The sequence below is a fragment of the Sphingopyxis sp. GW821-FHT02C12 genome (assembly GCF_059421785.1).
In genome coordinates this window covers 1,297,691-1,317,642 of record NZ_JBWKVQ010000002.1, presented here as the reverse complement: position 1 = coordinate 1,317,642, position 19,952 = coordinate 1,297,691, and the positions used below count along the sequence as shown (strand labels likewise).

At 65.4% G+C, this 19,952-nt stretch carries 20 protein-coding genes; all 20 read right to left on the bottom strand.

Annotated elements, in window-relative coordinates:
* Nucleotides 1-4: 4 nt before the first annotated feature.
* A complete protein-coding gene (locus AC07U1_RS21620; protein WP_495177559.1) occupies nt 5-871 on the bottom strand; it encodes an FkbM family methyltransferase in 867 nt (288 codons plus the stop codon).
* A 13-nt stretch (nt 872-884) separates the two neighbouring features.
* Nucleotides 885-2,012 carry a glycosyltransferase family protein gene (locus AC07U1_RS21615; RefSeq protein WP_187140116.1) on the bottom strand — a complete coding sequence of 376 codons (1,128 nt, stop codon included), beginning with the start codon at nt 2,010-2,012 and terminating at the stop codon, nt 885-887.
* Nucleotides 2,012-3,169, bottom strand: coding sequence for an N-acetyl sugar amidotransferase (locus AC07U1_RS21610; protein ID WP_495177560.1), 1,158 nt, complete (start codon nt 3,167-3,169; stop codon nt 2,012-2,014). Before AC07U1_RS21610 ends, AC07U1_RS21615 begins: the two co-directional genes overlap by 1 nt.
* The gene (locus tag AC07U1_RS21605; protein WP_495177561.1) at nt 3,166-3,945 is read right to left on the bottom strand and encodes a HisA/HisF-related TIM barrel protein; all 780 of its coding nucleotides are present in this window, start codon (nt 3,943-3,945) and stop codon (nt 3,166-3,168) included. The genes AC07U1_RS21610 and AC07U1_RS21605 overlap by 4 nt, the downstream gene beginning before the upstream one ends.
* Nucleotides 3,946-3,955: 10 nt before the next feature.
* Nucleotides 3,956-4,777 (bottom strand): sulfotransferase family protein, encoded by an 822-nt coding sequence (locus AC07U1_RS21600; RefSeq protein ID WP_492739654.1) that lies wholly within the window; start codon nt 4,775-4,777, stop codon nt 3,956-3,958.
* A 4-nt stretch (nt 4,778-4,781) separates the two neighbouring features.
* Nucleotides 4,782-5,909, bottom strand: a complete 1,128-nt coding sequence (locus AC07U1_RS21595; RefSeq protein ID WP_495177562.1) for a glycosyltransferase family protein — start codon at nt 5,907-5,909, stop codon at nt 4,782-4,784.
* 4 nt (nt 5,910-5,913) lie between these two features.
* Nucleotides 5,914-6,624, bottom strand: coding sequence for an acyltransferase (locus AC07U1_RS21590; RefSeq protein ID WP_495177563.1), 711 nt, complete (start codon nt 6,622-6,624; stop codon nt 5,914-5,916).
* Nucleotides 6,625-6,706: 82 nt separating this feature from the next.
* Complete coding sequence (locus tag AC07U1_RS21585; protein WP_495177564.1) at nt 6,707-8,017, bottom strand: lipopolysaccharide biosynthesis protein; 1,311 nt, start codon at nt 8,015-8,017, stop codon at nt 6,707-6,709.
* Between the two features lie 118 nt (nt 8,018-8,135).
* Entirely contained in the window at nt 8,136-8,747 is a 612-nt protein-coding gene (gene hisH, locus AC07U1_RS21580) for an imidazole glycerol phosphate synthase subunit HisH (protein ID WP_495177565.1), read from the bottom strand.
* Nucleotides 8,744-10,573 (bottom strand): asparagine synthase (glutamine-hydrolyzing), encoded by a 1,830-nt coding sequence (gene asnB / locus AC07U1_RS21575; protein ID WP_495177566.1) that lies wholly within the window; start codon nt 10,571-10,573, stop codon nt 8,744-8,746. Before asnB ends, hisH begins: the two co-directional genes overlap by 4 nt.
* A gap of 5 nt (nt 10,574-10,578) precedes the next feature.
* Nucleotides 10,579-11,163, bottom strand: a complete 585-nt coding sequence (locus AC07U1_RS21570; protein ID WP_495177567.1) for an acyltransferase — start codon at nt 11,161-11,163, stop codon at nt 10,579-10,581.
* On the bottom strand, nt 11,160-11,852 hold the full coding sequence (locus AC07U1_RS21565; protein ID WP_495177568.1) for an acyltransferase: 693 nt from the start codon (nt 11,850-11,852) through the stop codon (nt 11,160-11,162). Before AC07U1_RS21565 ends, AC07U1_RS21570 begins: the two co-directional genes overlap by 4 nt.
* A gap of 8 nt (nt 11,853-11,860) precedes the next feature.
* The gene (locus AC07U1_RS21560; protein WP_495177569.1) at nt 11,861-12,976 is read right to left on the bottom strand and encodes a DegT/DnrJ/EryC1/StrS family aminotransferase; all 1,116 of its coding nucleotides are present in this window, start codon (nt 12,974-12,976) and stop codon (nt 11,861-11,863) included.
* Nucleotides 12,973-13,536 (bottom strand): acyltransferase, encoded by a 564-nt coding sequence (locus AC07U1_RS21555; RefSeq protein ID WP_495177570.1) that lies wholly within the window; start codon nt 13,534-13,536, stop codon nt 12,973-12,975. The genes AC07U1_RS21560 and AC07U1_RS21555 overlap by 4 nt, the downstream gene beginning before the upstream one ends.
* The gene (locus AC07U1_RS21550) at nt 13,536-14,597 is read right to left on the bottom strand and encodes a Gfo/Idh/MocA family protein (protein WP_056351570.1); all 1,062 of its coding nucleotides are present in this window, start codon (nt 14,595-14,597) and stop codon (nt 13,536-13,538) included. The genes AC07U1_RS21555 and AC07U1_RS21550 overlap by 1 nt, the downstream gene beginning before the upstream one ends.
* A gap of 81 nt (nt 14,598-14,678) precedes the next feature.
* Nucleotides 14,679-15,662 carry an MraY family glycosyltransferase gene (locus AC07U1_RS21545; RefSeq protein ID WP_492739645.1) on the bottom strand — a complete coding sequence of 328 codons (984 nt, stop codon included), beginning with the start codon at nt 15,660-15,662 and terminating at the stop codon, nt 14,679-14,681.
* The gene (locus tag AC07U1_RS21540) at nt 15,659-16,603 is read right to left on the bottom strand and encodes an NAD-dependent epimerase/dehydratase family protein (protein ID WP_495177571.1); all 945 of its coding nucleotides are present in this window, start codon (nt 16,601-16,603) and stop codon (nt 15,659-15,661) included. The genes AC07U1_RS21545 and AC07U1_RS21540 overlap by 4 nt, the downstream gene beginning before the upstream one ends.
* The gene (locus tag AC07U1_RS21535) at nt 16,603-17,376 is read right to left on the bottom strand and encodes a glycosyltransferase family 2 protein (protein ID WP_495177572.1); all 774 of its coding nucleotides are present in this window, start codon (nt 17,374-17,376) and stop codon (nt 16,603-16,605) included. The genes AC07U1_RS21540 and AC07U1_RS21535 overlap by 1 nt, the downstream gene beginning before the upstream one ends.
* Before the next feature lie 14 nt (nt 17,377-17,390).
* Entirely contained in the window at nt 17,391-18,485 is a 1,095-nt protein-coding gene (locus AC07U1_RS21530; protein ID WP_495177573.1) for a glycosyltransferase, read from the bottom strand.
* A complete protein-coding gene (locus tag AC07U1_RS21525; protein WP_495177574.1) occupies nt 18,482-19,885 on the bottom strand; it encodes a hypothetical protein in 1,404 nt (467 codons plus the stop codon). The genes AC07U1_RS21530 and AC07U1_RS21525 overlap by 4 nt, the downstream gene beginning before the upstream one ends.
* Nucleotides 19,886-19,952 lie beyond the last annotated feature (67 nt).

Genomic DNA, 19,952 nt, shown 5'->3' with positions numbered 1-19,952 from the left:
CGCGTCAGCCGGCGAGAACTTCGGCGACGCGCTCGGCAGGGCAGACGACATATTCGGAGAGCGAAAGGTCGCCATGGATGCCGATCGCCTCGATCGGCGCCAGTTCGAAACCGCCGCCGCGCCCTTCGTGGAGTACCCGCAGCATGCGATAGTCGAGTTCGGCGAAGCGCGCTTCGATGCGGGCCTGCCGCGCGATGCGATCGGTGCGGCCTTCGTCGTAGCAGGGCAGGATTTCCATCGAGATCAGCGGGCGGTCGCGCGCGATGACCGGCGCGAGCGCGTCGATCACGTCGGCCTCGGCGCCCTCGACGTCGATCTTGACGAGGCCGACGGGTGCGGCGAGCAGGTCGTCGGGCAGGTCCGATGCGCCGAGGATGGCGACGGTCTTGCGAAAGCTGATCGTCTCGCCGGGGCGGAACCCTTCGACGATCGACGCCGAGGAATCGCCGCTGCGGCCGTTGTAGAGTTCGAGCGTCACGATCCCGCTTCGCGCCCCCAGCCCGGCGGGCACGACGCGGCAATCGCGCCAGCCGTTGGCGGCAAGCAATTCCTCGACATAATGGACGCACACCGGATTGGGTTCGAACCCGACATAGCGGCGGCCCGGATCGATCGCTTTCACTTTGATCAGCGTCTGGCCGAGATTCACCCCGACATCGACGAAGGCGCCGGTCGTCATGCCCATCAACCGGCACAACAGCGCAAGCATCCACGGCTCGGTCAGTTCGGCCATCAGCCCCGCCGACACCGGCACCGCCACCTGGGCCCCTCCGACATGGGCGGAAACATTGCGGTTGAGCCGCGAAAATTGCCCGATCCGGCGCAGGACACGGTTCGCGAAGCGGCTGCTGGCGTTGATCTCCATGCTCATGTCATCGGGTCCTTCAGATCATGACGGCTTTCAGATGGGCGGCGATGCGCTCGGCATGGGCGCGATAGCTGTTGGCGAGCGCCAGTTCGACGCGTTTGCGCCAGCCCGTGTCGCGACCTTCGCGCACGGCGGCGATCGCCGCATCGAGCTTGGCGCCGATTTCGCCGGGCGCCTCGCGCGGCGCCATGAAGATGCCAGGGGCACCGGCCTGCGCTGCGATCGGGCTGCTGACCACCTCACCGCCGAGCGCGAAATATTCGAGCAATTTGTGCGAATTGACCCCGCGATTGCGGTCGCGGGCATAGTCGTAGAGCAGAAGCCAGACATCGACATCCTCTGCCGCCGCGATCAGCGCGTCGCCGGTCAGCAACCCCGCCAGCTCGACATTCGGCCGCTGCGCCAGCGTGTCGGCCCAGGCATGGCTTTCGGGGGTGCCGCCCTGGACGGGGCCGATGAAGCGGAAGAGGCAGTCGGGCCGTTCGGCGACGAGGCGGGCGAAGCGCTCGCGGTCCATCGCCGGCTGCGCAAGGTTGCCGATGAAACCGACGGTGACCGGAGCATCCGCATCGCGTTTCCGCGGCGCGGCGAGGCGGCGCTGTGCCGCGCGCGCGAACAACGGTGAGAGGCCGTGGCCGACGACATGCCGCGGCGCCTTCGAAGGCGCGATTTCGGCGATCAGCAACTCGTCGACGCCGAGTATCAGATCGGCATGGCGGTGCATCGTATCGCCGGGATCGAGCATGTCGACGACGTGCAGGATCGAAAAGGGTGCGGCAAAGGCGCGATGGTCGGCGAATTGCCGCGCATTGTCGAAATCCCACAACAGGTCGACCGGGCCGACGGCGCGGGCGATCGCCTTCGCCCGCCGCCGCGCGGCCCAGATGAACAGCCATTGCGCACGATATTTTGTGCGTGAGGCGGGCATGCGCGGATGGTCGACGAGGGTGATGCCGGGAACATCGCTCGGCGACAGGCGGATGGCGTCGCCGCCGTTCGGCGGATTAACGAAATAGACGGTGTGCCCCAGCGCCGCGAGTTCACGGGCATAGTGATGCTTCGAAACCTGAAGCCCTGCCCAGGGTTGCGGCGAGATGAGCAGGATCCGCAGCGGCGGTGCCAGGAGGTCGAGCGTCGTCGCCATCAGCGCTTCAATCCGACGGTACGCAGGATCTTGCCGGCCGTGCCTATGACGCGAAAATAGAATTCGCGCTGCTTTCGGTCGGTGCCGTAAATCTCGTGCCGCTGGTTGGGCCGCACCAGCAGCTCTTCGAATTCGGCCTCGCTGAACCCCAGCTTCTTGCGAACATAGGCCTTGTCGCGCTCCTGCATCGCCGCGTCATAGGTCGGTTGTTGCAATTCGCGCAATGCTTCGTCGCGCGTCGCCTGACCCGACAGGATCAGGTTCGACAGATGCGCCTTGCGTTTGTCGACACCGAATTTCCGCGGGAGGATGTAACCCTGGTAAAAACGGGTGAAGAGCGATTCATAATGTTTGCCGCCATAATCGACCCAGTCGAGTTCGCGGATCAGCAACTCCTTGGCCTTCGCCTTGTCGAAATCGACGAGGTCGAGCACAGCTTCGCTGTGGATGCCGCGCACCAGCTGATACCAGGCGCGCTGCCAGACCCCGAGCGCGGGGAGTTTCCTGAGCGGCTTCTCGCCGAATGTCCGGTGGATGCTCTTCAGGTTGACGAGGTCGAACTTCGCATAGTTCCACGACGGCGGCATCAGCCATTCGGTGGCGTGGTTGAGGCCCGAGAGAATGTATTTGAGGTTGTACTTCGCCGCGAGCCGGTAGAGCGCACCCGAGATCATGTGATCGGTCGGCACCTCGATATCGACCACCGACGCCTTGAAATAGGCGCGCTGCAGGTCGCGGAACTCGTCCCAGTCCATCACGAAGGTGTGGAGTTCGAAATCGAGCTTTTTGCAGATATTCTCGATATTGCGGACCGCGAGTTCGTTGTTCCAGCCATTGTCGAAGTGGACGATCAGTGGCCGCAGGTCCCATTGCTTCGCGAGCCAGGTGACATAGCTGCTGTCGACCCCGCCCGACAGGCCGATGACGCAGTCATAGGCCTTGCCCTTGCCGTCGGCGCGCACCGCCGCCAGCAGCGTGTCGAGCCGCGCCTGTTTGGCGGCGGCATCGGGCAGCGTCGCGGCGAAAGCCTGATATTCGTGCCAGTAGTTGCACACCCCGTCGGCGTCGAACCGGATGTCGGGATCGCTGCCGTCCATCACCGTTCGCGTGCAGACCTGCGCCGAGGTTGCGGGCAGGGGCGAAGTGGCCAGGGTCATGCATCGAGCTTTGCGAACAGCCGGTCGCGCAGATCGGCCTCGTCGGGATAGGAAATCAGCACCCCCTGTTTGGGCGCGCGATAGACGAACAGGCTCGACGCCGCGACCGCCGAGGCGCCGCCGTCGCGGATCGCGGGCAGGAAATCGTCGAGCCCCGCCGCACCGCCGCACGCGACCACCGGGATGGCGACCGCCGCCGCGACCGCGCTAACCGTCGGCAGGTCGAAGCCGGTCCATTTGCCGTCGCGGTCGATGCTGTAGACGATGAGCTCGCCGGCGCCCGCCGTCGCCATCGCCTGCGCCGCCGCGACCGGCGCCTGGCCGGTGCGCTGCTTTCCGCTGCGGGTCAGGACCTGCTCGCCGCCGATGAGCTTGCGACCATAGGGGAGCGACACCGCGACCGCCTGGCTGCCGAAACGTTCGGCGATCGCCGTCACCAGCCCCGGTTCTGCGAAGGCTTCGGTCGACAGCACGACCTTTTCCAGCCCGAGTGCAAACAGCCGCGCCGCGTCGTCGACGCTGCGGATACCGCCGCCATAGCCCATCGGCAGGAAGGCCTCTTCGACGATGTCGCCGATCGCATCGAAATTGGGTCCGCGTCCGTCGGTGCTGGCGTCGATGTCGAGCAGCAGGATTTCGTCGACCATCTTGGTGTTGAAGATGCGCACGGCGTTGATCGGGTCACCGATATAGGTGCGCTTGCCGAAGCCGACCGTCTTCACCAGCCGCGCATCGCGGTCGATGGTCAGCACGGGGATGACGCGAATACGGCGCATGGGGCGTCGGTCAGACCTGCCAGCCGGCAAAATCCATGCCGGTCAGTGCGCGCAGCTGCGCGACGTCCTTTGCATAACGTTCCTTCAGCCGGTCGACCTCTTCCTCGCTCAGATCGGGCTTGTTGAGGCCGTAGAAGAGCCGGCGGCTGATCGCCGGACGGTTCATCAGTGCGTCGAAATCGAAGGGCGCCAGCTTGCGCGCGGCGCGATAGGGCAGGGATTTCTGCCAATGCACCGGAATACCGTTCGACGAATTTTCGTTCGTCTTGAACGAGAAGCTGTCGGGATCCTCGAGCCATTCGAGCCCGAGGAAGGAAAAGATCATGTTCATCGTCATGTGCCGGTGGTTGAGCAGGCTGTCGGCGTCGACGACCTTGATCTGCTCCATCGGGAAATGGTCGAGGAAGGATTCGAGCTGGTAGGCATACATGCCCGTCATCACCTGATTGTCGCTCGCCTCAGACCATTGGCGCGCGGCGGGCGTTTCCCCATGGTAATTTTCGACCTTGTGCGAGCGGTACCGCTCGATCGGGTCGCGCACGACATAGATCAGCTTCACGTCGGGGATCACCGCCTTGATCGCCTCGGCCGCGCCGGGGAACAGGGGGTTGTGGCGCTTCGAATAATTTTGCGAGGATTCGCCGCGGATCGGCGCGTCGACCGGGAACTGCGCCTTGTACCAGTCGAGCGACTGGTTGCTGTTCGAACCGGTGAAGAAGTTGATCTCCTTTTCTTCCGACATGAAGATGTCCGGATGGCGCGCCAGATAATTGTGCAGGCTGCTGGTCCCGCACTTCATCGCGCCGATGACCAGGAGGTTGGGAAGATACATCGGGCTATCCTGCTTTCACGTCGGCGATCAGACGCGAGATGGTGGCGATATGGTCGGAGTAGCTGTTTTCGGCGGCGAAACGCGCGCGTGTGGCCGCGAGCGGCGCCCCGACCTCGGCATAATCGGCCACGATCCGGCCCATCAACTCGGGCATGTCGCGATTGTCTTCATAGGCCGAACAGGTCACCGCCCCGGGGGGAAAGGTGAAGGACAATTGGCTGGCGAGGACCGGCTTCCCGGTGGCGAGAAACTCGTTGATCTTGTGCGGATAGATCAGGCCCTTCGCCTTTTCGTAGCGATAGGCGACGAACCAGATGTCGACATCCGCCGAGCGGGCGATGACTTCGTGCGATTCGAGCCGCCCGAGCAGGGTAACATTGGCGAAGGCCCGCAGTTTTTCGATCCTGGGGTCGTGCGGGGTGGAACTGCGATAGGGACCGATCATCCGGAATTCGAGTTCGGGGTGCGCGCCGATCACGGCGTAAAGCGCCTCCCAGTCGATATCCTTGCGGTCGAGGTTGCCGACATAGCCGACGACCTTCGGCACCGCGCGAAACGCCGGTTGCGTGCCGTCGAGGCGCGTGCGCGCGAGGTCGAGGAATGCGCCCTGCGTCCCGTGCGGGATCAAGGCGGTGCGGGCGCCGCTTGCGGGCAGCGAGGAAATGTAAAAGCCGTTGTTGGCGAGGATCAACTGCGCGAACTTGGTCGACGAGAATTGCGGCGCAATGTCATCTACGGGATGGAAGATGCTGAAATCGGCAGAAAAATCGCCGAGATCATTGAACATATATTCATTGTCGAAATCCCAAACCAGGTCGATCGGCCCCGGAACGGTCCTTGCCACCCGGCGGGTGACGCCCTTCATCAGCCATTTGAACAGCGGCCGGGCGTGAAACTTGATGCGATAGGGGAAGGGCAGGCGATAACGGACGAGCGACACGCCCGCCGCGTCGCTCGGCAGGATAGCGACATTCCGGTCGCGACGGCTGTGGTCGGGCGGTTCGACGAAAAAGACGCGATGCCCCAATTCGCCGAGCAGGCGGGCATAATGATGCTTCGACACATTGGGCGCGTTCCACGCCTGCGGCGAGATGATCAGGATCGTTCGCGGTTGCGAAAAATAGCCCTCCACGCCTTCAGCCTCCCTGCAACGCCGGATTCAGCGCCTGCTTCGCGAAGGCGGGAAAATCGTCTTCCGGGATATAGCCATGATAGCGGTGGTCGCGCGCATAATCGACACATTGCGCCGCATCGATCTGACGCACCGGCTTGGCCGGGATGCCGGCGAGGACCTGATAGCCTTCGGGGAAGGAGCGGGTGACGACCGCGCCGGCGGCGACGATGGTGAAGGGGCCGAGTTCGACGCCCGGCATGATCTTCGCCCCGCCGCCCAGCCAGCTGTGACGGCCGACGACGACCCGGTCGGGATGGTGGAGCCGGTGGTCGTGGATGTCATGGTTCGCGGAGATGATATGCACCCCCGGCGCGATCCATACATAGTCGCCGATGTCGATCAGGCCGATGCCCTGGATATAGCAGTTCGGCATGAACCCCGGCGCGACGTCGATACCGACCTTGATATTGCGCCAGTTGACCACTTTGCTCGACCGGTCGACGGGCCAATAGGCCTTGGCCGCGCGCTGGTAGACGAACTGGTCGAGCCAATGTTCGGGGGTGCCGGTCACCGCATAGCCGGAGGTGTCGCGGTGGACGCGGCGGGCGATATGCTGCCGGCCCATCAACTGGCGCGCCATGTAGCGCGGCAGGAACCGCGACAGGCGCAGCGCCGCGCTGATTTCCATCCTGTCGGCGAGGCAGGTCGCCGGATCGGCAGAAATATCGGTCATATCAATGGTATCGCGTGCAACAATCGAAAGAATATCAGGAAGTGCCCGCCCAAGGCATATGACAGGCTTTCCGATATGTCTATCACAGCGCCGCCGGTTCGGCGCGAAGATGGCGATGGCGGTGCGCGATCCAGAAGGCGACCGCGAGGAAGGCGACGTACATCACCCCCTGCGCCATCGCATAGGCGACGATCACGTTCATCGGACTGGAGATGATCTGCGTCGCGAGCAGCACGGCGCCGATGGTGAAGGCCGCGAAACTGACCGACATGATGAAATCGAGCCGCTGGTAGCCGTGCAGCCACAGGATCTTGGTCAGCGGCTGAACCACGAATTGCAGCCCGATGACGGGGGCGAGGATGCGCGCGACCTCTCCGGTCTCGTGCCAATTGGGGCCGAGCACGAAGACGAACAGCGTCGGGGCGATCAGATAGAGGATGCCGAACATCGGGACAGCGATCGCGGTGAGCCCGATCGCCAGCCGGTAAAAAAGATGGGTGGCGCTATCGAGCCGCGCGATCTCTTCGGCGCCGCGCCGGAAGAACACCTGGCCGATCGCCGTCGCGAACATCTGGACGGGCAGGGCGAGAAGGCTGCGCGCGCGGTTGAAATGGCCGACGACGTCGAGCATCCCGCCCCGCAGGCCAAGGACATAGATGGGGAAGGCCATCGCGACCTGTTCGACGACCGCCGTCGGGGTGGTCCATTGCGCAAAATCGCGGTGGCGCACCGCCGCGGCGCGCATATCGGCCCATTGCGCCCGGCGCGCCAGCCCGAAAGCCTCACGATTTCCGGCGATCACATAGAAAAAGGCGATGATCTGGCCGGCAAAATAGGCGGTCATCAGGCCGGCCGCACCCCATTTCAACAGCCCCAGTCCGATCGACAGGCCGGTCGTGACCACGACGCTGACGATCTGCAGCCGGCTCATGAAGCCATAGCGGTTCTGGCGGTTGGCGAAGGCCTGCAGCGCGGCGGTCTGGCTCGCCATCAGGATGGTGAGCGGCAACAGCCAGAACCAGGGCCAGAGTTCGCTGTTCGACCAGCTCGCCGGTTCCAGAAGCCGGACCAGCGCGACGACCGCGAGCGCCAGTACCGACATGCCAAGCGTGATGCGCATCGCCAGCGCAAGCGTCGCGATCGCGTCATGCTCTTGCTTGTCGACGATCACGCCCTTGAAATATTGGAGATTGCCGATCGTCGCGAGCACCGCGCCGAACGCCATATAGGTGCCGAGCACGCCATACTCGGCGGGCAGGTAGAGCCGCCCGAGGATCGGCGCGGTGAGGATCGGGATCAGCGTCGCGATCGCCTGTCCGCCCGAGAGCGTCGCGAAATTGCGAACGAAGTTCAGACGGGAGATATTCACCAGCCTGTCGGCGATCGTCTTCACCAAATCGTCTCCGCATCGCGTTGAAGGGCCTGGCGAACCGCCTGTGCCGACATGGGCCGGCCCCGGCGGTTACAGAAAAGGGTGCGCGGCGCCAATCGAATTCATGGCCCCGCGCCGATCAGATCGCCGCAAAACGATCGAGCACCGCCATGCCGAACGACAGGCTCTTTTCGGGGTGGAACTGGACCCCGAAGACATTGTCCTTTTCGACCCCGGCGGTGAAGCGATAGCCATGGACGGTGCTGCACAGCTCGGTCGCCGGGTCGTCGCAGGCGATGTGGAAGCTGTGGACGTAATAATAGCGGGCGGCATCGGCATCGAGCGCCATGCGGTGTCCGGCGTTCCAGGCGGTGTCGGCCCAGCCGATGTGCGGAACCTTGAGCCGGTCGCCGAGGCGCGAACGGTCGAAGGCGACGGTCTTTGCGGGCACCCAATCGAACCCCGGCAATTCACCCTCTTCGCTGCCGCGCGTCAGCAATTGGGCGCCGAGGCAGATGCCGAGCATGGGGACGGCGCGGCGTTCGACCGCCTCGCGCAGCGGCGCGACGAGTCCCTTGTCGTGCAGGCGCTGCATGCCCCAGTCGAACTTGCCGACGCCGGGCAGGATCAGCCGCTCGGCGCGTGCGATCGCGTCGGGATCGCCGGTCAATTCGGCGCGGTGGCCGAGATACTGCAGCATGTTGATGATCGATCGCGGGTTGCCCGCGTCATAATCGACGATGGTGATCATAGCGGCACCGCGAAGCGCCGCACCCAGGCGGCGAGGCTGATCAGACGGAAATTCGCCGGATCATAGGGCAGGCTATGGCGCGCCGAAGCGGCGATCCGTTCGCGAAGCGTCGTCACGTCGAGCAGCGGCCCCAGCACCCGCAGCGCATCGTCGATCATCGCCGCCATGCGGTCGGGATGGTCGCGGCCGAAACTCGCGTCGGGCGAAGAGAAACCGATCTTGTCGCGCCGCCAGCGCACGGTGTCGGGCAGCGCATCCATCGCGTCGCGCAGGATCAGTTTCTGCCACCCCTTGCCGACGAGGAAGCGCGTCGGCAGCCCCATGACGAACTCGACGAGCCGGTGATCGAGGAAGGGAACGCGCGATTCGATACCGAACTGCATCGCGTTGCGGTCCTGCGAATGGAGCTGGTAGGGGATGCTCGTCCGCGTCAGTTCGTCGAGCGACAACGGCTTGTAGCCGGTTGGCGGCGCGACGGGGGTGTAGGATTCGGTGCCGCCGCCGCGCCACATTCCGGCCATCAGCGGCGAAATCAGCCGGTCCGATTGCCGCCCGGCGGCAAGATATTTGCGCAAGGTCAGCGGCAGGCCATCGCCCGTCGTCAGGCTCCGCCCGCGAAAATTTTGCCATGCCTCGCCGAGCCGCCCCGCACCGAGAGCCTCACGCTGCGCCGCGAGCCAGAATTCGCCATAGCCGCCGAAATATTCGTCGGCACCCTGGCCGTCGAGCATCACCGTCACCCCCGCTTCATGCGCGGCGCGGAACAGCGCATGTTCGTTGAAATGGCTACCGCTCGGCAGCGGCTGGTCCTGCGACCAGGCGAAGGCCTCGAGCCATTCGGGGGTGTAATAGTCGACCAGCGAGACCGGAACCTCGACCTGGCGATAGCCGAAGCGCTGTGCGACCTGGGCGGCGTATCCGCGTTCGTCATGGTGCCGGTCGGCGTGGAAGACGGTGAAGACCGGAAACTGCGCCGGATCGCCCACGACGCCGGCGCTCGCCGCGGCGATCGACGAGCTGTCGACCCCGCCCGACAGGCTGGCGCCGAGCGGAACATTGGCGACATGGTGCGCGCGCACCGCGTCGAAAAACAGCGCCCGGAGCCGTTCGCGCGCTTCTTCATAGCCGATAGCGAGCGGCTCGACCTGTGCGGCAAGATCGTACCAGCGCGCAGTCGCGAACGCGCGGGTCGTCAGGTCATAGGTGGCGAGATGGCCGGGCGGCAGCGCCTTGATCCCGACAAAGAAGCTCCGCGCGTCGAAATTGAGATGCCCATATTCGAGGAAGCGGCGCAGCATGTCGTGGTTGGGGGCGCTGTCGACGAGCCCGGTGGCGAGCAACTGTTTCGCCTCCGACCCGGCGAGCAGCACGCGATCGGACAGATGATAGCAGAGCGGCTTGATCCCGAAACGGTCGCGCCCGAGGAGCATCGTCTGCCGCCGCGCGTCGTAGAAGACGAAGGAGAACATGCCGCGCAGCCGCGGCAGCGCGTCGGTCCACCACTGGTCCAGCGCGTGGAGCAGCACCTCGGTATCCGATTGGGTATGGAAATGGCGGCCCAAACCCTCCAGCTCGGCGCGCAATTCGGGGAAGTTATAGATGGCGCCGTTGAACAGCAGCCAGTTGTCGCCGTCGCGCATCGGCTGGTTCGACCGGTCGTCGACGTCGATCACCGCCAGCCGGCGGTGCGCGAGTCCGACCGGGCCGAGGGTGACGATGCCTTCGGAATCGGGACCGCGGTGCGCGACAGCGTCGGCCATCGCCTGCAATCGTCCGGGTTCGACCGGGCGGCCGTCGCGATTTGCCAATATTCCCCAGCCGCACATGCGGTTCAGCTAGCCTCCGCAGGCGGCGAGGTAAAGGCGGCGGCGAAACGGCCGAGATATTGGTGGCGCAGGTTGCGGCGCGCGAAATCGGCGAAATCACCCGCAGCGACATAGCCGTGCCGGGCGTCGGCGGGGATCGGCGGGGCAGGGCGGTCGTGCGTGCCGACGACCTTCGCGGGGTTGCCGGTCAGGATCGATCGCGGATCGAAGCACGAGCGGGTGACGACGCTGCCGCGCGTCACGATGCAGAAATCGGCGAGTTCGACTCCGGGCAGGATCGTACAGCCATCCTCGATCACGCAATGGTCGCCGATCACCAATGGTGGGCCTTCGAGATAGTCGGTCAGCCGCACCGGGTCGTGGTTGCCGCTGATCAGGCCGACGCCGCGCCCGACCGACACGCCATGGCCGACGACGATCCCCATGTTCGCGCTGACATAGCAAAAAGGCTCGATCCCCGGCGCGCTGCCGCGCCCGAGCAGGACGCGGTTCGGATAATCGAGCTGGCTCGCCGGGTGCATCGGCCAATAGGCGCCGCCGTTGATCCCGAGGACCTGCTGCGCGAAACGGGTCTTCCAGGGCAGATTCATGACGCACCCCAAATGCGGTCGAACAGCACGGGGTCGATCGCCGGGCCGCGCAAGCTGGCGATCCGGTCGAGCGGCGTGTAGCCGACATAGGCGTTCGGGCGCTGCCAGGTTTCGCATTGCGCCGGGCCGAGGCGCGCGACGACACGCGCGGGATTGCCGGCGACGACGCAATGGCCCTCGGGAAAGCTTTCGGTCACCACCGCGCCCGCGCCGACGATGGTGAAATCGCCGAGCTTGACGCCGGCCTGCACCGTCGCATTCATCGCGATCAGGCAATGGCGGCCGATGGCGATCGCGAAATCATGCGGCGGCGAGGGTGGTCCCGCACCATCGACCAGCGACAACAGCCGGACATTGGGAGCGAGCTGGGTGTAATCGCCGACATAAAGCCCGCCGCGCCCGTCGATTTCGCAGCCCGTGCTCCATCCCGGCGAGGTTTCGGCGCCGATGACGATGAAGCGTGCGCCGGACACGCGGGTCGAGGGGTGCACCGGCCAATAGGCGTCGGCGTTGCCGCGCAGGATCTTCTGCGCAAACCACATCCGGAAATGCACTTCGACCTGCGTCCCCGCGGTGTCGATGAAATAGCGGCGGCCGCTCAGCCGGTGCCAGTTCGACTCGAACAGGCGGCGCAACCGTTCGAGCAGGGTCGCCGGCCAACTCAGCTGCATGTTGAGGAGGCGGCTCATGCCCGTCCCTAGACCGAACCGGCCCCTGCCAGCACCGCGGCGATGACGCGATCCTGGACATCGTCGGTCAGATAGGCGTGCATCGGCAGGCTGAAGACTTGTGCCGCCCAGCGGTCGGTTTCGGCCATGCTCCCGCTGACGCGGCATTTGTCCCGATACGCCGGCTGGACGTGCATCGGTTCGGGATAATGCACCCCGCTCGGCACGCCCGCCGCCTTGAGCGCATCGAGGATCGCGGCGCGGTCGGGCGATTTCAGGGCAAAATAGCCCCAGACACTGGTGCGATCTTCGCCGATCATCGGCAATTCGAGCGCATTATGGCCGGCAAAGGCCGCAAGATAGCGTGCCCCGAGCGCATGGCGCCGCGCGATCTCCTCGTCGAAGATTTCGAGCTTCGCGAGCAGCACCGCCGCCTGGATTGTGTCGAGCCGCCCGCCGACCCCCACGCGGGTGTGGTGGAAACGCTTCGACTGACCGTGGACGCGGATTTCGCGGCACGCCTGCGCCAGCGCGTCGTCGTCGGTGAAGATCGCGCCGCCGTCGCCATAGCAACCGAGCGGCTTGGCCGGAAAAAAACTGGTACAGCCCAGCAGCGACTGGTTTCCGCTGCGCCGCCCCTTGTAGGTCGCGCCAAAGCTCTGCGCGCCATCCTCGATCACCGCTATGCCGTGCGGCGCGGCGATGGCGTTGATCGCGTCCATGTCGGCGCACTGGCCATAGAGCGAGACGGGGATGATCGCGCGCGTCTTCTCGCCGATCGCCGCCTTCACCGCCTGCGGATCGATGGTCGATGTCGCGGGGTCGATGTCGACGAACACGGGGGTCGCGCCGAGCAATGCGATCACTTCGACCGTTGCAACGAAGGTCGCCGAGGTGGTGATGACCTCGTCGCCGCGCCCGATGTCGAGTGCCATCAGCGCGATCAGCAGCGCTTCGGTCCCCGACGCGACCCCTATGCAATGCTTCGCGCCGGTATAGGCGGCGAGCTTTTCCTCGAGCTCGGCGACCTCGGGACCCATGATATATTGGCCATGGTCGAGCACCGCCTGGATGCGCGCATCGACCGACGCCTTCACCACGCGATATTGCGCCTTCAGGTCGTTGAACTCGATCGTCTCGCTCATCGCGGCGCGCAGTCTTCGCCGGTGATCCGGTAGCTGCTGGCGCAGGCGGTGCAGGTCACGTCGCCGCTGCCCTCCAGCCGGACGCCGCATTCGCACATCCAGCCGATCCGCCGCGCCGGCACCCCGACCATCAGCGCATAGGGTTTGACGTCGCGCGTGATCACACTGCCCGCGCCGACGAAGCCATATTCGCCGATCGTGACGCCGCACACGATCGTGCAGTTCGCCCCCAGCGTCGCACCCTTGCGCACCAGCGTTTCGCGATACTCGTCCTTGCGCGGCACCGCGGCGCGCGGGTTGTAGACGTTGGTGAAGACCATGGCGGGGCCGCAGAAGACATCGTCCTCCAGCGTCACCGCATCATAGACCGACACACCGTTCTGGATGCGGACATTGTTGCCGATCGAGACATGATTGCCGACATAGACATTCTGCCCGAGCGAGCTTCCCGCACCGATGCGCGCGGTGCCGCAGACATGCACCCAATGCCAGATCGCGGTGCCGTCGCCGATTTCGGCGCCCGCATCGACGATCGCGGTTTCGTGAATCTTGACACCCATCAGTAATCCAGCGGCAAAGAGACGCGCTTGCCGTCGCGCGCGGAAAGATAAGAGGCGATCAGCACCTCCATGCTGCGCAGCCCTTCGCGTCCGTCGGTCGTGGGAGCGCATTCGCCCGCCAGCGTGCCGATGACATTGTCGTAATAAAGCTGATGCCCGAAACCATAGACCGAGCCGGTGTCGTAGGAGGCGTTCGCGACGAGGTCGTCATCGGGGTGCGGGGTGTCGAATTCCCAATGGTCGATCTTGTTGAGCGCGACGCCGCCGACCTTCACGCTGCCTTTTTCGCCGAGGATGGTGATCGAGCCTTCGAGATTCCTGGGATAGGTCAGCATGGTGACGTTCATCGACCCGAGCGCGCCCGAACGCCAGCGGATGTTCATCACGGCGCTGTCCTCGACCTCGATATTGCGCGCGAGTGTCGCGGTATAGGCGTGCAGGCTCTCGATCGGGCCGCCGAGCCAGTCGAGCAGGTCGACATAATGGCTCGCCTGGTTCATCAGCGCGCCGCCGTCATACTCCCACGTCCCGCGCCAGGCCGCGCTGTCATAATAATCCTGCGGCCGTGTCCAGAACACATTCAGCGCGATCATGTAGATGCGCCCGAAGCGCGCTTCGGTGACCGCGCGGCGGAGCAGTTGCAGCGTCGCGTTGAGCCGGTTCTGCTTGACGATGAACAGCCGGACCCCGGCTTCCTCGCACACCTCGACCATCCGCAGCGCGTCGCGCCAGCGGGTCGCCATCGGCTTTTCGGACACGACATGGCGTCCGGATTGGGCGACCTCGATCACCTGATCGGGGTGGAGGCCGCTCGGCGAGGAGACGATCACCGCGTCGGCATCGGTGGCCGCGAGCATATCGGTCAGCGACGCATGGCCGCGAGCGCCAGTGCATTCGACCGCCCGGGCGAGCGCGACCGGGTCGACGTCGCATACATCGACGATCTCCGCCCGGTCGGCGTGCGCCTTGATCGCCGCAAAATGATGTCCTGAAATACGTCCGCATCCAACCAGCGCATAGCGCTGACGGCGGCCGGTAATCGGCGCGTTTGCAACACTCATATGGTCTTGTTCATCCTGTTGCATCCCCCCGTCGCGGTGCGGGCCGGTTGTCGGCATCTATGGACAAGCTGCGCAAAAAGATCAATCGGCGCGCGGTGCCCCGGCGCGGAAGAGCGCGGCGAGCAGCGCGAGCAGAACGAGGTCGATTCCGGCGATCCAGAAGGGCAGTTTCCACGCCACCGCATAAGCGACGGGCAGTTGGATCAGCAGCGTCAGCGCGAACAGGCCATAGCTGACCCGCGCGTGCCCCCAGCGGCGCTTGGCGTGCTGATAGGCATGCTCACTGTGGGCGTGCGTCACATTCTGACGGCGCAGGAAACGGCGGAGCAGCGTGACCGCGCTGTCGCACAGGAACACCCCCTGCAACACGAGCAGCGCGAGTCCGAAGCGCCAGTTCGATGCGGCGACCGCCAGCGTGACCGCGGCGACGATCAGCCCCAGCGGCGCGCTGCCGCTGTCGCCCATGAACAGCTTGGCCGGCGGCCGGTTGAACAGGAAGAAACCGAGCACCGCCGCGCCGAGCAACAGCATCGGCAGGGTCAGCACGGTGGGTGGCAGGATCAGCAGCGTGCCGGCGACGAAGCCAAGCATCTGCAGCGCGACGATGCCGTCGATGCCGTCCATGAAATTGGTGATATTCGCCGAATAGACGAGATAGAGCAGCGCGACGATCGCCAGCGGCCAGAACCAGAGGCCGATCGTGTCGGGCCATGGCCAGAGCAGCAGGAACAGCCCCGCCGAGCCGAACTGGACCGCGAAGCGCAAGGACGTCGGCAGGGGCGTGCGGTCGTCGATCCAGCCGAGCCACATCAGCGCCACGACGGCGGGGCCGAGCGCGAGGGCGGGAATGACCTGATAGGGGATGAGCAGCGCCCCGGCGGCGAGCATGACGACCCAGACCGACAGGAAAACGATCCCGCCGCCGGTCGGGGTCGCGACGACATGCGCGCTGCGCTCGTTCGGCGTGTCGACCATCCGCTGCTTCGCCCAGCCGACATAGAGGCTGAGCAGCATAAGAGTGGCGATCAGGCAGATGCCGGTGAGCGCGAGGCCGGTATCGATCATGCGCGCCGCTCCGCTGCCGCCATGCGCGCCAGTTCCTCGGCCATCGTCACCGGCGGATGCCAGCCGAGCAATGCACGCGTCGGAGCGCCATCGACCAGCAGCGGGTCGCACAGGCGGTCGATCGCGGCGCGCTGGCCGATGACACTGCCGAGCAGCCGCAGCAGCGCAACGGGGACGGGAAGCAGCCGCGCGGGGCGGCCGAAGGCGGTACCGATCTGTGCCAGCAGCTCTCGCACGCTGACGCTTTCGGCGTCGCTCGCCATCAGCGTCGCGCCCGCCGCGGCCGGATGCCGGCTCGCCGCGATCGCGAGCGAGGCGAGATTGGCCACCGCGACCAGACTGCGCCGGTTGTTGCAAAGGCCGAAGGGCAGGGGGCGCCCGCGCGCCACCCACGACACCATGCGCGCGAAATTGGCGCGCACCCCGGGGCCATAGACGAGCGGCGGGCGGACGATGGTCACTTCGAGAGTCGTTTCGGCGGCGATGGCGTGGAGCGCCTGTTCGGCCTCCCATTTGGACTGGCCATAAGGGTCTTGCGGCGACGCCGCATCCGCGGCGGTGAAAGGCGCGCGGCCGCGTGTCGTCTCGCCATTGACCTTGATCGAGCTCAGAAAGACGAGCCGCGTCGCCCCGGCGACCGCGGCCTGCCGCGCCAAGGCGGCGGTGCCGTCGCGGTTGACGGCGCGGAAGGCGGCGAGCGGATCGGCGGCGCGGTCGTCCATCTGATGGACACGCGCCGCGCAATGGATCACCCGATCGACCCCAACGAGCGCGGCGCTCCAGTCGGTATCGGGCCCGATATCGCCGACCGCGACCTCATCGGCGCCGGTCGCGGTTCGCACCGCGCCGCGCACGGCCAGGCTCTGCGCGCGCAATTGGCGCACGATCTCGGCCCCGACGAAGCCGTTGGCGCCGGTGACGAGGGTCGTTCCTTCGGGCATCAGACCGCCTTGCGCGGCCAATATTGGAAAATCTTGGTCAGATATTTCGACCAGATCATCAGCGAATTGGTCTTCACCCCGTTGCGCTTGCACGCGACGCCGATTTCGCGGTTGATGATCTTGCGGCTCTGCAAGCCCTGGTTCGATACGCCGCCGGTCGCCATGGTGACGATCGGGGCGGGCACATGCACCGCCTTGCGCCCGGCGGTGCAGAAGAAGCGGAGCATCAGGTCGTAATCGGCGGCGATCCGGTAATCGGTGGCAAAGCCGCCCATTTCGCGGAACAGGTCGCTGCGCATGTAGAAACCGGGATGCGGCGGCATCTGGCCCCAGCGCAGGCGCTGCTGCCAATTGCCGGCGCCCGAATAATAGCGTTGGCGCCCCGGCTTGTCGGGATCGACGATAACGACATCGCCCTGCACCGCATCGGCACCCGGATGTGCGGCGGCAGCGGCAGCGAGCCTGGCGATCGCATCGGGGTCACCGAGCCAGTCGTCAGCGTTCAGGAAGCCCAGATAATCGCCGGTCGCAAGCGCGGCGCCCTTGTTCATCGCGTCGTAAATGCCCTTGTCGGGTTCGGACACCAGCCGGCCCTTGAACCAGTCGAGCGCAGCGATGCGCTCGGCGGTGCCGTCGGGCGAGGCGCCGTCGATGACGATATGTTCGATATGCGGATAGCCCTGCTCGGCGACCGAACGCAGGCAGGCCAGGATCGTCTCGCCGGGATTATAGCAGACGGTGACGATCGAAAAGCGCACGCCGGGAACAACCAACGAAAATCCCCCGATTAAACCAACGAAGGGTTGGCTATCGCGTCCGCATAGGCATCGGCAAACTGCTTGGCAATGGCGGGCCAGTGCAGGTTATCGGCAACCCATGAACGGCCCGTCGCACCCATGGCGACGAGGTCGCGGTCGGGCCGCGAGGTCGCGTCGGTGAGGGCGGCGGCGATCGCCGCGGTCTCGGGCGCGACCCACCAGCCGCAGCCCTCGGTTTCCAGAACCTGCCAGGGCGTTCCGGTCGTCGTGATGACGGGAATGGCGTGGGCCAGCGCCTCTGCCGCCGAAATCCCGAAATTCTCGGTATAGCTCGGCAGCAGGAACAGCGACGCCTCGTCATAGAATGCGGTTTTCGCGGCACCACTCGCGGGGCCTGCAAGCGAAATTGTGTCCGAAAGGCCTGCGGCGGCGATTTGCGCTTCCAGTTGCGCGCGGAACCCGTCCTCGTCGGGACCGACCAGTTGCATCCGCCAGCCCGCCGGCCTGACCGCGGCCCAGGCATCGACGAGCATCGTCAACCCCTTCACCGGATGGATCCGGCCCAGGAACAGCGCGGTGCGGACCGCGCCATCGGCCTTCGGCGCGCGCGGCGGCTGGTCGGGAATGTCGATACCGTTGGCGATCAGCAGCGGCCGCCGCGCGGGATAACGTTCGCGGATGCGCGCGACCTCGTCGTCCGCCGTGGCGTGCAGCCGCGTTGCCTGTTCGACCCCGCGCTTCTGGTACAGCGCCCAGGCAAAGCGCTTCTTCCAGCGCCGGTGGTTCCACGCCCAGGGCTGCATCATGCCCCTGACACTCAGCAGGCGCGGGATCGCGTGCGTACGGCAGTGGCCGGCGATCCGCGCGCCATGGGGCAGCCAAAGGCCATTGTCGTGCACCACGTCCCAGCGCTGCGCGGTCAGGACCATGTCCAGTTCGGCGGCGGCGATCGTCACGCTGCCGCTGGGGTCCATCGTCGCGACACGGTCGGCGCTGCCGTCGGCGGCCCACACCGTGACGTCATGACCCAGCGCTGCGAGCGCCCCCGCCAGCCGTCCGACCGAATAGGCCGGACCGCCATGTTCGAGCCGGAAACTGGGATTGGTCAGCAGGATCCGCGTCATACCCGCTGGGTTCGGCCCTGTTTCTCGGCGAACTGCCGGATATCGAGATAGCGCTCGAGGATCTTCGCCACGATGAAACCGATCACCAGCGAGGCGTAGAAGGTCGAGAACAGGCTCGACATGTTCGCCAGCGGCTGGACCATCGCGACAAGACCCGACATCAGCGGGATCGCCTCGGTCATCCGCCCGTCGGCGAGCGCGCGATAGGCCCGCAGGTCGAGATAGCGGACGAACAGGCCCATCAGGAACGAGAAGAAGATCACGCCGAACATCGCGAAATTGGCATAAAACTCAAAAAAGGGCCCGATGCCGAACGTCGTTTCGTTGCTTGCCTGATAGCCGGTATGCGCGGTGAGGAATTCCGAGCCGCCGCGGACCGGCTTGGTCGTCCAGATCGCGCGCGGGACAAAAGCGAAGAGACCGGCGAGGAGCGTCGAGCCATTTTCATAGGTGTCGGGCTGCGCCTGGAGTTTTTCGACCGCCATGCCGGTGAACAGGCTCTGATTCAGGCGCGAGTCGAGAACGTATAGCTGCTTCTGGTCGCTGCTCGACAGCGAGCCGAACTGGCCGATCGCGTCGACGAGGCCGTCGACGCGCTCCGACAGCGTCGATGTCGGTTCCCACACCACTTCGCGAAACTGACCGCGGGTCAGCAGATAGTTGGTCGACAGGAACAGGAAGATATAGCTGGCGGCGACGACCGCGAGTATCACCCGGCCGATGCCGAAACGACGGCCCGCAATGGTCAGCCAGAAACAGCCGATGATGATGATCGCCGCGACCGCGTCGGCCAGAATCGCGTTGCCGAGCAGGTTGGCGATGGGAATGGCGACGGTGATCGCGCCGATCTGCCACATCGTCAGACCTTCGTTCAGCCAGACGCGGCGCAGGATCGACAAGCAGATACCGATGATCAGCAGGTTCTTGCCGCTGACGATGACGGCGCCGATCGTCGGAATCTGCGCGATGGCGGGAACGACGGTGATGGCGAAAAAGAAGAACACACCAATCGCCAGCACGCTTTTCTGCGCCACGCGGAGGAAGCGGGCCGGCATGCGGCGCGCGTCGAAATCGACATGATAATTGTCGCCCAGATACGACATCAACCAGATGCCCAGCGCCATCATCACGAAGCCGATGGTCGAAACCTGCAACCCCTTGGCCACCGTGTCGCGGGTATAGCCGATGCCGTTCAGATAGGGGTCGTACTGGTGGTAATATCCGGGAATCAGGTGAACGCCGGCGGCCACATGCATGATCGCCAGCGCGAACAGCATGGCCATCGGAAAGCCGAGCGTACCCTTGTTCGAGCGGATCGTGTGCGCCATCACGCCGAACATCGTGACGGCGCCGATCGACAGCCAGAACAGGATCGTGGATTCTGCGGTTTCGAAAAGCATGCGCGGTCCTAATGCCCTGCTACGCGCGCGCTGTCGAGCGCCGCGGACCATGTCGACGCGGTACGCA